Source organism: Halobacillus karajensis (genome assembly GCF_900108515.1).
GTDB classification, from domain to species: Bacteria; Bacillota; Bacilli; order Bacillales; family Halobacillaceae; genus Halobacillus; species Halobacillus karajensis.
On sequence record NZ_FNWW01000007.1, the window covers coordinates 40091 to 52751 of the forward strand.

14 protein-coding genes are annotated in these 12661 nt (G+C 44.8%); 2 read left to right on the forward strand and 12 right to left on the reverse strand.

Annotation, left to right across the window (positions count from 1 at the left end; genetic code table 11):
• Positions 1-24: 24 nt before the first annotated feature.
• Entirely contained in the window at positions 25-444 is a 420-nt protein-coding gene (locus BLW54_RS14580; protein ID WP_074735412.1) for an Lrp/AsnC family transcriptional regulator, read from the reverse strand.
• Positions 445-561: 117 nt separating this feature from the next.
• Here BLW54_RS14580 and BLW54_RS14585 point away from each other — a divergent pair, with 117 nt between their 5' ends.
• On the forward strand, positions 562-1323 hold the full coding sequence (locus BLW54_RS14585) for an MBL fold metallo-hydrolase (RefSeq protein ID WP_074735415.1): 762 nt from the start codon (positions 562-564) through the stop codon (positions 1321-1323).
• A 172-nt stretch (positions 1324-1495) separates the two neighbouring features.
• On the opposite strand, the gene BLW54_RS14590 is transcribed toward BLW54_RS14585, so the two are convergent.
• The 5 genes from BLW54_RS14590 to BLW54_RS14610 all read right to left on the reverse strand — a co-directional run bounded on the left by BLW54_RS14590 (position 1496) and on the right by BLW54_RS14610 (position 7158).
• Complete coding sequence (locus tag BLW54_RS14590; protein ID WP_074735419.1) at positions 1496-1891, reverse strand: secondary thiamine-phosphate synthase enzyme YjbQ; 396 nt, start codon at positions 1889-1891, stop codon at positions 1496-1498.
• 4 nt (positions 1892-1895) lie between these two features.
• Positions 1896-2864 carry a diaminopimelate epimerase gene (gene dapF / locus BLW54_RS14595; protein ID WP_074735422.1) on the reverse strand — a complete coding sequence of 323 codons (969 nt, stop codon included), beginning with the start codon at positions 2862-2864 and terminating at the stop codon, positions 1896-1898.
• A gap of 239 nt (positions 2865-3103) precedes the next feature.
• Positions 3104-5128: an iron ABC transporter permease gene (locus BLW54_RS14600; protein ID WP_074735425.1), complete on the reverse strand. Its 2025-nt coding sequence runs from the start codon at positions 5126-5128 to the stop codon at positions 3104-3106.
• 15 nt (positions 5129-5143) lie between these two features.
• On the reverse strand, positions 5144-6139 hold the full coding sequence (locus tag BLW54_RS14605; protein ID WP_035510599.1) for an ABC transporter substrate-binding protein: 996 nt from the start codon (positions 6137-6139) through the stop codon (positions 5144-5146).
• A gap of 209 nt (positions 6140-6348) precedes the next feature.
• The gene (locus tag BLW54_RS14610) at positions 6349-7158 is read right to left on the reverse strand and encodes a helix-turn-helix domain-containing protein (RefSeq protein WP_035510597.1); all 810 of its coding nucleotides are present in this window, start codon (positions 7156-7158) and stop codon (positions 6349-6351) included.
• 264 nt (positions 7159-7422) lie between these two features.
• Between BLW54_RS14610 and BLW54_RS14615 the strand changes: the two genes are divergently transcribed.
• Positions 7423-7719 (forward strand): spore morphogenesis/germination protein YwcE, encoded by a 297-nt coding sequence (locus BLW54_RS14615; RefSeq protein ID WP_035510596.1) that lies wholly within the window; start codon positions 7423-7425, stop codon positions 7717-7719.
• Between the two features lie 23 nt (positions 7720-7742).
• Here the strand turns inward: BLW54_RS14615 and BLW54_RS14620 are convergent, their stop codons facing one another.
• From BLW54_RS14620 to BLW54_RS14645, 6 genes are all read right to left on the reverse strand, one after another.
• Complete coding sequence (locus BLW54_RS14620; RefSeq protein WP_074735428.1) at positions 7743-7949, reverse strand: cytochrome C oxidase subunit IV family protein; 207 nt, start codon at positions 7947-7949, stop codon at positions 7743-7745.
• Between the two features lie 21 nt (positions 7950-7970).
• Complete coding sequence (gene qoxD / locus BLW54_RS14625; protein ID WP_074735431.1) at positions 7971-8345, reverse strand: cytochrome aa3 quinol oxidase subunit IV; 375 nt, start codon at positions 8343-8345, stop codon at positions 7971-7973.
• A 1-nt stretch (position 8346) separates the two neighbouring features.
• A complete protein-coding gene (gene qoxC, locus BLW54_RS14630; protein ID WP_035510593.1) occupies positions 8347-8952 on the reverse strand; it encodes a cytochrome aa3 quinol oxidase subunit III in 606 nt (201 codons plus the stop codon).
• Between the two features lies 1 nt (position 8953).
• Positions 8954-10897: a cytochrome aa3 quinol oxidase subunit I gene (qoxB, locus tag BLW54_RS14635; RefSeq protein ID WP_035510592.1), complete on the reverse strand. Its 1944-nt coding sequence runs from the start codon at positions 10895-10897 to the stop codon at positions 8954-8956.
• Positions 10898-10924: 27 nt separating this feature from the next.
• Positions 10925-11872: a cytochrome aa3 quinol oxidase subunit II gene (gene qoxA, locus BLW54_RS14640; protein ID WP_074735434.1), complete on the reverse strand. Its 948-nt coding sequence runs from the start codon at positions 11870-11872 to the stop codon at positions 10925-10927.
• A 316-nt stretch (positions 11873-12188) separates the two neighbouring features.
• Entirely contained in the window at positions 12189-12659 is a 471-nt protein-coding gene (locus BLW54_RS14645) for a thioesterase family protein (RefSeq protein WP_074735436.1), read from the reverse strand.
• Between the last annotated feature and the right edge of the window lie 2 nt (positions 12660-12661).

A 12661-nucleotide genomic window follows, 5' to 3' on the forward strand; every position in this document is an offset into this window, starting at 1 on the left:
AGCCCAGCCACTGGCTGACTTTTCTCATACCTTATGTGGATGGATGACGATCGACAATTGATAATTGGCCCATTGATTTAATTCTACCAAAAAATCATCCAATCGTTCATGAGAGGGAAATTGACACTCAAGAAGATAACAACCATTTCCACTAATTTTATAATTATTTATCACCCATTCCTTTTCTCCTTTAACAAATTCCAGATAAGGTTGATGGTTCGTATTTTTGGTAAAAATCGTGATAAACGCATGAACCAGATACCCCATCTTCACTTGATTGACGTTAATGGTATATCCTTCAATGATTCCTTGGTCTTCCAATTTAACTACCCGGGCTGCAGCTGCTTGTCCAGTCAAATGTACGTAATCACCTAGTTCCTTCATTGTAATGCGACTGTTTTTGGATAATTGATCCAGGATCTTTAAATCTGTGGAATCCAACATTTGATTAAATCCTTTCATTCTTAAAGTAAAAACACGAAAAGACTTGATTTTATCTATGTCCTTCAATCTTTATCTAAGTATAAAATAGAGGTAGAAAATATGAAAGGAGTGGGATTTATGAAAATAAAACATATTCGAAATGCAACCCTTCAGGTAGAATATGCAGGAAGGATATTTTTAATAGATCCAATGCTTGCGGAGAAAGGAACCTATCCTCCCTTCCCAGATTCAGCAAGACAAGATCAGAAAAACCCATTAGTAGATTTGCCGATATCTGTGGATGATGTGATCAAAGACGTAGATGCGGTCATTGTGACCCACCTGCATCTGGACCATTTTGATGAGGCAGCCAAAGAGGTATTGCCAAAGGAAATAAAACTATTTGTACAGAATGAAGACGATGGTCAAGAAGTGAAAAAAGCGGGTTTTCAAAATGTTGAAGTTTTGACAGAACATAGCGTTTTCCAAGGTATACAACTCATCAAAACAGACGGACAGCATGGCAGAGGGGAAATAGTAAAAATTGCCGGTCAAGTATGTGGGATTGTCTTCAAACATCCTGAGGAACAGACGTTATACGTGGCTGGAGATACGGTATGGTATGAGCCCGTTCAAAAAGTAATCGACGACCACCAGCCAGATATCATTGTTGTCAATGGCGGGGACAATCAATTCCACCAAGGGGGCTCGCTCGTCATGGGAAAAGAGGATATCCATGCTGTATCTAAAGCCGCTCCCCACGCTAAAATGATCGTCGTTCATATGGAAGCGGTTAATCACTGGACATTATCAAGAAAAGAACTAAACGACTTTCTTTATGAAGAAGGAATCCATTCACACATTTACGTTCCTGATGACGGAGATGTTTATTCTTTTTAAACATGGGTTCGATCAATGAAAGGTTTTAGATCCGTCCATTATTCAAAACTCCTCTCATCTTTTGTAAGAGCCGTTAGGGGTAACATAGAAAAACTGATCAACAAAAAATAAGCGATCCCACATAAAAAAAGCAGGACGAAGTCTATCCTTCGTCCTGCTTTTCTCTCTCCTTTTAAAGCAGCTTCGCCACAAATTTACGACTACGCGGTCCATCGAACTCACAAAAGTAGAGTCCCTGCCATGTACCGAGAACCAGGCGCCCGTCTTCTACCAAAAGAGTTTGTGCATGTCCGACCGTGCTTGTCTTCATGTGGGCAGCCGTATTTCCTTCCGCATGACGATCCTCAGGGTGATCCCATGGATACACTTCGCGGAAACGGCGGAGCATGTCTGTTTTCACATCGGGATCGGCATTTTCATTGACGGTCAGTCCCGCGGTCGTGTGCATCGATTGAACGACGATGACCCCATCTTTCACGCCTTGCTCCTCAACCCAGTGCTGGACTTGGTTCGTGACATCAATCATTTGATCATGATGATCCGTCTGAATATGAAAGGTTTTCAACATCCTATCACCCTCCGATTTCTGAAGCGGCAAATGCTTCTAATTTTTCATAGGTTTTATTCTCTTCTTCAAAAAAAGTTTGCTCAGACACGGTATATATCCGGGCTTTTAAGTCGACATTCACGACCGCCTGATAGACATTGGTACCATTCCCACGTAGTTGAATGGAGAAACATCCTTCTTCTTTTTCAACAACACAGTTAACAAGACCACCTTTATTAACAACCACAATTGGAGTATCAAGATCATTCGGTCCAAGGATGGTCGACACGAGAGAAGACGCACTCATCGCTGTTCCGCAGGCATTCGTGAGACCAACGCCTCGTTCATATGTCCTTACGAAAATTTTATTGCGCTCAAGAATCTGGACATAACTCACATTCACCCCATTAGGAAAAACCTCAGGCAGATCGTTCGCTTTCCTCCCCACTGCTGAAAGTTCATCCTGGTCCACGGTATCAACGATACTAACAATGTGCGGATTCGGCACACTCAAGGCCGTAAAGGTGCGTTTCTCAGTCAAAGGTGGAATCTCAACATCCACAGCTTTTTCGGAATCCACATTCATCGGCAAGGAGACCGGGTCGAAAGAAACCGGTTCTATCATCACTGAGAAGGTGTCAATATCAGGAAAAATTTCGTCCACCTGGCTGACGGGAAGAACCGCTTTTTCCGTTTCAATGGCAATTTCGCTTTTTCCAAGTTTCTCAATCATATGGCGGGCGACACAGCGCAGGCCATTGCCGCACATTTCCGCTTCCGTCCCGTCCGAATTGAACATCCGCATCCGGCCTTCCGCTTTTTCACTCGGCATGACAAACAAAATGCCATCAGAGCCTATCCCTTCTTCACGATCACAAAGCAACAAGGACAGCTCTTCTCGTTCTTTTTCTGTGAAACTAAAATCGTTTTCGATCTCATCTACTAATATGAAATCGTTCCCCGATCCATGGCATTTAATAAAAGGTATCTTCATATCCTAACTCTCCCTTGGCGGTCGTTTTTCACCATCATAGCATACATACGCGAAAAAAAAGAAGCGTGTGACCATCCGGTCCGCCGACTTCTCATAAATGGGTAGGTTAAGAAACGGAGAGATTCCCGCGGGAGAAGGAGCGAGTCTTGCCAGTTCCCCCGCAGAAAAGGGAGTCTTCCCCAACCAATCTTAAACACTACTCTTGAACCAAATGGTCTCAAGGTCCAGCCTTTTCAAAACTAGGCCGCACGCTTTTTCATCAACCATAGAAAGTAAGGAGCACCAATCAAAGCAACAAGAATCCCTGATGGAATTTCATTCGGTGCAAGCAATGTCCGACTGAACAAATCAGCCACCACGAGGAGCGCCCCTCCAATCAACATAGTGACAGGCAAAAGCTTCTGGTTCACATTGCCAACAAGCAGTCTTGCAAGGTGGGGAGCAATAAGACCGACAAAACCGATCGAGCCGACCGCTGCCACACTACAGGCAGCAAGCAATGTGGCAATCAAGGCCATTTGAAACCTTACACTCACTACACGAAGGCCAAGGCCTTTCGCCGTATCATCTCCGAGGGATAATACATCCAGTGTCTTAATATAGAAGGCAAGGAGCGGAATAAAGAGCAGCACAGGCCAAATCAAGTACTGGAGAAGTTCGCTCCATCCTTTTGCATAAGTCGTCCCTGATAGCCATGTCAACGCGGATGCGACACCTAGGTCCGACTGAACGACCATGATTTGAATCAAGGCTGAACCGAATGCTGACATCCCGATTCCAAGCAGGGCTAACACGGTTGGCTGGAATTCAGCTTTGGCTCCGAGTGCCATGACAATAAGGAAGAAAATCAAGGCACCAGCCATCGCCCCGACAGGAATCCAAATGGCCGAGACACTGAACCAGTACATCGTCATTAAGGCTCCCACACCGGCTCCAGAGGTGATCCCGATCACAGATGGATCGGCCAGCGGGTTTCGAAGCACCCCTTGAAAAATCAGCCCACTGACAGCGAGTACAGCCCCGCTAAACAAAGCAACAAGGGCACGCGGCAGTCTCAAATCGATGATCAAGCCACGGATGAAGTCGTTGACTTCTCCAAAGAAAGCATTGAAAGTGACAAGCGGCTCAAACCCATAATTTCCTGAAGCGAGACTGACGAGCAATGTGACAGTAATCATGAGGATTAAAACAGGGAGCAACTTTTTCATCGATAACGTAGCTGAATGCTTTCCAGCAAGAAGCGCACCACCATCTTGACTGTTGCTTCTCTTCATCCGCATCACAAGCCAGATCAACCACGGGGATCCGACAAGGGCGGTAATTGCCCCAACAGGCAGCTCATTGAAGGATGGATCGATGACTCTTGCAAGAACATCTGCGAGCAGAAGAACATTTCCGCCCCAGAGAAAAGATCCTAGAATCAACAACAAATGTGAGCGATAGCCAATTAATTTGATTAAGTGCGGAGCCACAAGACCAACGAAACCGATCGGCCCAACGATACTGACCGTCACACTTGTCAAAAGAACCGCTGCGATAATCGTCACCACTTTGACCGTGCGTACATTTTGTCCGAGCGCTGTCGCCACATCATCCCCAAGCGTGAGCGTGTCCAATTTGCTTGAGAACATGAGGGTTACAAGGATACCGATGGCAATAACCGGAAGCGAAAAATTAACCCCGCCCCAGTCATTTTGGATCAACGTCCCTGATCCCCATAGAAATAGCCCCTGGGTTTCATTTTCATAAAAGATCTGCAGGACTGAAGTCAGTGCAGAGAACAGGAAGGTTACGATCATTCCGGCAAGCACCATCCGGACAGGAGTAGCATCTGAGCCTCCGGACAATACGTATACGAACAGAAACGTAAGAATCCCACCCAGAAAAGCCGTTAAAATCCCATTTCCGATCATAGCGGCAGGAAGGAAAATGGTGGTCACAACGACAGCAAAGTATGTCCCTGAGTGAATCCCAAGGGTACTAGCTGAAGACAGCGGGTTCTTCGTGACCGTTTGTAAAATCACCCCGGATACCGCCAGTGCTCCACCAGCGATAATGCCCATGACTGCCCGAGGCATCCTCAGCGTCCGGACCGTGTGATGCTGCAGCGTGTCCTGAGGGTTAACAATCGCTTCCACAACCGTCCCAAGTGGAATTTGCACATTTCCTTGGTTAATATGTATAAATGTTAAAAGACACAATAAGGCGGTCCCACCTCCAAAGGTGAGAACCGCAATCATTGTGTTCTTAAGTGTTGAATTCATATCATCCACTCACTTTTAATTTTCTTGGAGAGCTGCGTTGACCACTTGTTCCGCCAACACTTCTGCTGACAATGGGCCTCCAAATGTCCACGCATCCCCAGGCATTTGATACGTACGGTCCTCCTGGACGAATGCCAGGTTCTCCCATACTGGATTTCCTGCCAGCTGCTCTTTGAAAATGTTATCCTCTTCCTGAACGATATAGAAAAGGTTGGAATCTTGATAATTCTGCAGCGCTTCTACGGTTGTTTCGGTATACCCGTAAACTTCCAGCTTCTCAGACTCATAATCATTCTTCATTCCCATACGGTTCATAATTTGAGCCACCATGGAATTGTCTGTAAACAGACGTAATGTTGGGGTATCCTGCAGTGTGAACGCTTGGGTGATCACATAGTTCATCCCGTCTTTCCCGGCTTCCTCCAGGCGCTTTTGTTGTTCAGCAAACGTATCTTCCATGTCAGACAGCACTTGTTCCGCTTTATCTTCTTTATCAAAGATTTTCGCCATCGTATTAAATTCTTTCTCCATATTGGCAAACTGATCCTTGGCCGCCTCTTCCGAATAAGGAGAAAACATCACGGTTGGGGCAATCCGCTCAAGGTCTTCTTGAATCGCTTCATGACGAAAATCAACACCGATAATCAAATCAGGGTTCAAACGTGAAATCGCCTCAAGATTCGGTTCCTGACGCGTTCCGACGTCTTCCACCTCTTCCCCGAACGGTATACCAACATTTACCCAATTGCTATACTGATCAAGGCCAGCCACTCCAACCGGCTCCATGCCTAGAGCCTGCATATTTTCTGCATAAGACCACTCAAGAACCACTACTTTCTCTGGCGTCCCTTCAATGGTCTGCTCCCCATTGGCATCTTCAATCGTTACGGAACGTGACGCTTCCTCCTGACTTTCCTTCTCTTCATTCTCAGAACCTTCCTCAGATCCTCCACTGCACGCCGTAAGGACGACAAGTCCCAACAGAAGCGCAAAAAGCCAAAATTTCTTCATGTATAACATCCTCTCATAACATTTCGTTTATGTAGAACCCTTGTCAGCAGTTTCCATCTTCATACCCTTATTTAGAAAAACTCAACAACTGATAAAGATTCTCATTATCACAACCACTATCCTACCTCAGACTCAATTTTCTGTCAATGATAAAGTTTCTCAATTACACACATTGAAAGAGATTCAGCCCTTCATAGACTGGATGGTTACTATTGCAGCCAGTCATAAAAAATAAGACCTTCCCCAGACGCAAAGCCCTCCTTGCGTACGATCTGTTTAAATACTTCCATCAATCCACCGTAAAAGTACCGGAGTAATTCTGTACGGATGATCCCTTTTTTATAAGCGAACACCGCCTGTTTAAAGGTCTTGTTAATCTCAACTATATAGTCTTCTACTGGACTTTGCATCTTCCATTGTTTGTATGCACTTTGCACCGTTCTCCATGCAGGCAGAACCTCTTCCGCAGCAATAAAGGGCTGACACGTCTCTATAAATGAGGATGGAATGAACGATGGAAGGTACGAATGATCAAAAGGTACAACTTTACTAAAAGAAGTTTCCCCCTGTTTTTTCTTTGTTTCAGCTGCTGATTTAAGGGAGTGAGGCTTGTCCTCGCAAGGGGTTTCTAATTTCTGAGGGATGTTAGGAAGGATGTCACTAGGGGTGTCATCAGAGGGTAAAAAAAGATCCTTTTGCGGGAGAAAAATAAGCAGGTTGCCACCTTGGCGTCCATTTGGCTTCTTAGTGGTTTCTTTTCTAATCAACCCTTCGTTCACTAAACACCGTAGCGCCCGGACGATCGTACTTTCACTCAATCCAGTACTTTTAACAATGGTCCCTCTTTTCGGAAAGGCTACACCGGGGAATTTTACCGCGTGTCTCCAAATATACGTGAGTACTTCCAGTGTTCCATCAGACAAGGCGGCTTTTCGTTTATACAAAAAACTGCGCACATGCTTGTCGAGCTCTTTTTTATCTTTAAACAGTTGTTTCTCACGAATTCCATTCATATCCATACTTCCCCAACTCCTGTTTGATGGTCTCAAACTATAATCGATAAAAATCAGAGTGTGGTGTCTATAGAAATGAATTTTTTCGTGTTCACCTTTAAACGCCTCCCATTCATCGAGAAGTTTGTTGGACGTTTAACCATTCAGAAAAACGGTAACCCTAAAATTGTGAGCCTAATTATGAACATTTTGTGTCCAAAGTGAGAATTTTTTGTTACAATAGAATCAAAGAAAACGTTTACACTGAAACATCTAAAGGAGATGATTTTCATGGGTGCTATTGTCATGTTCCTATTATTGGCTACGGTTGCTCCATTCTTATTCTTACAATCCCGAAAACCGGCATTTGCTGTCGTTCAATCGATTCTGCTCATCGGCATGTGGCTTTACTTTTTCCAAGTGATGATGTATTCAGATCCTGGTGTCTTCTCAGCCACATGGTCCATGTTCTATCTTGGTTTGATCGGCGCACATGTCGCCTGGGTGATGTTTATTGTCTCTACAGTGAAATCAAGCCCTGCATATCAAGACAGCTTAAACAAAGAAAAAGAAACGCTCCTTTCCTAATCGGGAAAGAAGCGTTTCTTTTTTTATTGTTTCGGCTGCAGTTTGTACAACTGGATCATGGCTTGTACGAAACTAAGTCCAGTAATAATCATAAGCACAAACTTAGGGTCATAAGTGGAATACAGCACACCGCCCAAGGAAAACGCCGTCAGTGCGATGCAAAGGATAAATCCGATTAAGTCTTTCCATGGCCAGCCGGCCTCTATAGGCATGTTTCGTTTCTGTTCCATCCTCATAACCCCCGTTTGTCTTTAATGACCGCTGTGGTCTTGTTGCTCGTGTTGCTGTTCATGCTGTTGTTCGCCGCCATCTCCACCATGGTTGTGGTCGAAACCAAAAGACATCGTGAAAAGGGAACCCGCAACAATAATTCCCGCTAACGCAAAGCCGTGGAACATCATGTTCCATGGAACATGTCCATTTCCACTCTCGGCTTCTGTCACGTGCATGAACATAAACAATTGTACACCCGCCTGCAATAAAGCCAGGATCATAATGCCGATAATGACCCATCTGACAGGCAAGTCAGATCCAATAGCCGCCCATGCAGCAACTAATGTCATGGCTAATGACAAGATAAATCCAATGACATGATTCATCGGGACGCGTTTATTTGAATGTGCCATATTAAATCACCATCCCTATCAGATAGACACTTGTGAAAATAAAGATCCAAATGACATCAAGGAAGTGCCAATATAAGCTGATAATAAAGAATTTACGGCTTGTGACGTTTGTCAGTCCACGCTGTTTAATTTGAATCAACAGCAGAATCGCCCAGCCAATTCCCAGGGTAACGTGTAAACCGTGGGTTCCGGCAAGGATAAAGAAACTTGACCAGAACGCACTGGACTGAATGGTAGCCCCTTCGTGAGCATAGTGAACAAATTCAAAGATTTCAAAACCAAGGAAGCCTAAACCTAAAGCTAAGGTAATGGCCATCCATATCGTCAAGCCTTTCACGGAGCCTCGACGCATTTCGTGAATTGCAAGCCCACAAGTGAAACTACTGGTTAGGAGCAAGAAAGTCATGACAAGGACGATGCCCGGCTCAAATAACTCACTAGGCAGCGGTGCATCAGCTGTACGCCCGAACAATACGGCATAGGTCGCAAACAAGGTAGAGAAGAGGACGACCTCGGCTCCTAGGAAGATCCAAAAGCCCATGATGCCCATCTGGCCTTCTTGGGTGCGATATTCTAATGGCCCTGTTTTCAGTTCTTCTGCAGCCATATCATAACCCCCTCGCTTTTTTCTCAGTGCGTTTAATTTCATCGACCGGTACATAATAACCATCGTCGTAATCGAAAGAACGACGGATCATCATAATGATTCCTCCGAGCAGTCCAAAGACCGCGACATACATCCATTCGAAGACAAGTCCGAAACTCGCGAGTCCAAGGAAGGCCATCATAATGAATGGCTGTCCCGTGTAGCTCGGCATGTGGATCGGTTTCACTTTAGATTCTTCATAGGTCGTCTTGCCTTCTTCTTTCATACGGACATATGGGTCGATTTCATCTACATACGGCACGGTAGCAAAATTGTAGTAAGGGACTGGAGTCGTCGTCGCCCACTCCAGTGTCCGTCCATTGCCATTCCAGGAGTCTCCTGTGGTTTCACGCTCACTGTAACGGAAGCTGTAGTACACGTTGTAGACGAATACGATGAAACCAAGTCCCATACCAAACGCCCCTACCGTAGAAATGACGTTCAACGGCAGCCACTCGACAACGTTTGTGATGAACAAACGGCGCGGCATTCCATCAAGACCAAGGAAGTACTGCGGGAAGAAGCAGACATGGAAGCCAAAGAAGAACAACCAGAAAGCCCACTTACCTAAGCGCTCATTCATCTTATGACCGAACATTTTCGGATACCAGAACACAAGACCAGCGAAACAAGCGAATACAGTACCAGCGATCAGCACATAGTGGAAGTGCGCGATCAGGAAGTACGAGTTGTGGAACTGATAGTCCGCAGCCGCCATACCGAGCATGACCCCTGTGACCCCACCAAGAATGAAACTCGGGATGAATGCCAAGGACCATAACATCGGTACAGTGAACTCGATTTTCGATTTATATAAAGTCGCCAGCCAGTTGAATATCTTCACTCCGGTCGGTACGGCGATCAACATCGTCGAAATGGAGAACACGGAGTTGACGAAAGCACCGGCGCCCATCGTAAAGAAGTGGTGCACCCATACTAAGAAACTAAGCAATGCAATGATGATCATGGACCATACCATCGCATGGTACCCAAACAAGCGTTTCTTTGCAAACGTTGCAATGATTTCTGAGAAGATACCAAACGCTGGCAGGATAACGATATACACTTCCGGGTGGCCCCACATCCAGAAGAGGTTCGCCCACATCATCGGCAGCCCTTCCCCAGTTAATGTAAAGAACTGGGCACCGAAAATACGGTCAATCGTAAGTAAAGCAAGGGCCACTGTCAAAATCGGGAATGCGAAGACGATGATGAAACAAGTCACCAATGTCGACCATGTGAAGATCGGCATATGGAAAAGCTTCATTCCTGGAGCTCGCATTTTTAAAATCGTGACCATTAAGTTAATCCCTGTCGCTAACGTACCAATCCCTGACAGCTGCAGTCCCATCAAGTAAAAGTTCTGTCCTGGCCCAGGGCTCATCGCAGCTCCAGATAATGGTGTATAACTGGTCCATCCGGCCTCTGGAGAGCCTCCGATAACGAAAGAAATATTAAAGAGCGCCATTCCAAAGAAGAATGACCAGAAACTTAAGGCGTTTAAGTAGGGAAACGCAAAGTCACGCGCACCAATTTGCAATGGTACGATGATGTTCATTAAACCAATAAGAAACGGCATCGCCATGAAAATGATCATAATCGTACCGTGCGTCGTGAAAATTTCATTATAGTGTTGCGAATTCAGGAATCCTAAATCAGGAAATGCTAACTGAACCCGCATCATCATGGCGTCCACGCCGCCACGGAATAACATAAGGAGGGCACTTAGGATATACATGACACCGATTTTTTTATGGTCAACGGTTGTCAACCATTCGCGCCAAAGCCATCCCCACTTTTTGAAATATGTCAAAAGGAAAAGGAGGGCGATTCCTACTAAGGCCATCGATACCATAGCGCCATAAATAATAGGTTCACCGGTGACTAAAATATCTGTAATGTGCATGTCTTCACCTGCTTTCTTTTTTACGTTCTATTGAAAACTCTCTTGCTTATCAATTTCGTATAAATGAAGTTGATCTTTAAATTGTTCACGGTAGCGTTCAACAACGTAGCCCGCATCTTCTTTTGTATGGTGCTGAACGTATTCCAAGTGTGTGTTCGAAAAGGCTTCTTTGTCCGTTATTCCCGGCTGTAACAGCTCATCATAACGTTCTGCTGTCAGCTGGGGAGCCTCATTCTGAGTTTCTTCGACCCATGTTTGGAAGTCTTCTTCACTTTCTGCATGGACTTTGAAGGTTTGTTCAGCAAAACCTTCTCCGTTGAAGTTGGAGTTACGACCATCGTATGTTCCTGCTTCATCAGCTTGAAGATACAATTTCGTCATCATACCTGCCATGTTGTACTTTTGACCGCCCAGCGCCGGAATCCAAAGGGCTGACATCGAATCAGCAGAAGTTAAACGGAACTCAATTGGACGATCTGTCGGTATGTGTAAGTAGTTGACGGTTTCAATATCCTGTTCCGGATAACTGAAGAACCATTTCCAATCCGCTGAGGTCGCATAAACCACAAGTGGATCCTTCGCCTCTTCCCCTGCACCAGGCTCCGGCGGTTTTTCCAAATCAAACAATGTGGTTACGGTTGGAATCGATAAAAGAATAACAATGATGAACGGAATGACCGTCCAAACAACCTCAATGGCCGTATTCCCATGCAAGTTAGGATCATAGTCACTTTCTTTACGCCCCGGACGGTTCTCGCGGTATTTGATGATCATGTAGGCAAATAGAACAAATACAACAACAATGATCCCCAGCATGAACCAGAGCGAATAAACAATCAGGTCATATTGACTTTCAGCGACCGGCCCTTTCGGATCAAGCACAGTCATTTCTAATTGCCCGCACCCGCTTAAGAAAAGAATTAAGCCAAGTGGAAGCAATCCTAACCATCTATTTCGGAGATGTTTAGCTTTCATTACTCTTAACCCTCCTATCAATCATTCATTTAATTAAGTATGAAACTTGCATACTACGTGATCAGGACTTGAATGATTATATCAGATTTTGAACAAATGCAAATACAAGTTCACAACTTTGTCATATATCGTTCACGAACTTTTAATAAATCCGCCACATGATAGACGCTTTCAAGGAAAATACTAACAAATTAATAAAAATATTGCACCCTGACTAACGATTTCTATATCGAATAATAAAATGAATTGTAAAAAAACGTAAAGACCTGGTCACCCAGTTCCTGGGTGACCAGGTCTTACATATTATACCAAACAGTTATTTTCGGCGGATGCCGATGGTTCTTCCTAGTTGCTTTGGTCTTTCTTGATCTGCCACTGCTTGATATTCAACAGCTATTTTCTCAGCTGTTTCATTAGGAAATGGGGCGGGACGTCCTTCGTTCTGGTCGATCCCCATCAGCATTTCCTCGAGCGTAGCAACTACATCACCATCTGCGTTGGACATCGTCAGGAAGAGATGGATCCGCTTCACGTCATAATCCAACACACGAGCTGTCACCTCAAATTCCTTCCCTTCATGCATTTCTTTCAAATAACATGTATGCGTTTCAAGTGTGAAAATGGTGTACTGATAATGTTCACGCCCTTGTTCATCAAGTCCGATATGATCGATAAACGCATCTGTTGCCAAACTGAAAGCACGATTGTATTCCGCATCATTCATATGGCCATTATAATCGACCCATTCAGAAGGAACCGTCTGTTTGTAAGAAAAGGATAATTCCATAA

Excerpts from the sequence above, each read along its gene's own strand:
- BLW54_RS14580 (WP_074735412.1), bottom strand. The coding sequence starts at position 444 with ATGTTGGATTCCACAGATTTAAAGATCCTGGATCAATTATCCAAAAAC.
- BLW54_RS14585 (WP_074735415.1), top strand. The coding sequence starts at position 562 with ATGAAAATAAAACATATTCGAAATGCAACCCTTCAGGTAGAATATGCA.
- BLW54_RS14590 (WP_074735419.1), bottom strand. The coding sequence starts at position 1,891 with ATGTTGAAAACCTTTCATATTCAGACGGATCATCATGATCAAATGATT.
- dapF (WP_074735422.1), bottom strand. The coding sequence starts at position 2,864 with ATGAAGATACCTTTTATTAAATGCCATGGATCGGGGAACGATTTCATA.
- BLW54_RS14600 (WP_074735425.1), bottom strand. The coding sequence starts at position 5,128 with ATGAATTCAACACTTAAGAACACAATGATTGCGGTTCTCACCTTTGGA.
- BLW54_RS14605 (WP_035510599.1), bottom strand. The coding sequence starts at position 6,139 with ATGAAGAAATTTTGGCTTTTTGCGCTTCTGTTGGGACTTGTCGTCCTT.
- BLW54_RS14610 (WP_035510597.1), bottom strand. The coding sequence starts at position 7,158 with ATGGATATGAATGGAATTCGTGAGAAACAACTGTTTAAAGATAAAAAA.
- BLW54_RS14615 (WP_035510596.1), top strand. The coding sequence starts at position 7,423 with ATGGGTGCTATTGTCATGTTCCTATTATTGGCTACGGTTGCTCCATTC.
- BLW54_RS14620 (WP_074735428.1), bottom strand. The coding sequence starts at position 7,949 with ATGGAACAGAAACGAAACATGCCTATAGAGGCCGGCTGGCCATGGAAA.
- qoxD (WP_074735431.1), bottom strand. The coding sequence starts at position 8,345 with ATGGCACATTCAAATAAACGCGTCCCGATGAATCATGTCATTGGATTT.
- qoxC (WP_035510593.1), bottom strand. The coding sequence starts at position 8,952 with ATGGCTGCAGAAGAACTGAAAACAGGGCCATTAGAATATCGCACCCAA.
- qoxB (WP_035510592.1), bottom strand. The coding sequence starts at position 10,897 with ATGCACATTACAGATATTTTAGTCACCGGTGAACCTATTATTTATGGC.
- qoxA (WP_074735434.1), bottom strand. The coding sequence starts at position 11,872 with ATGAAAGCTAAACATCTCCGAAATAGATGGTTAGGATTGCTTCCACTT.
- BLW54_RS14645 (WP_074735436.1), bottom strand. The coding sequence starts at position 12,659 with ATGGAATTATCCTTTTCTTACAAACAGACGGTTCCTTCTGAATGGGTC.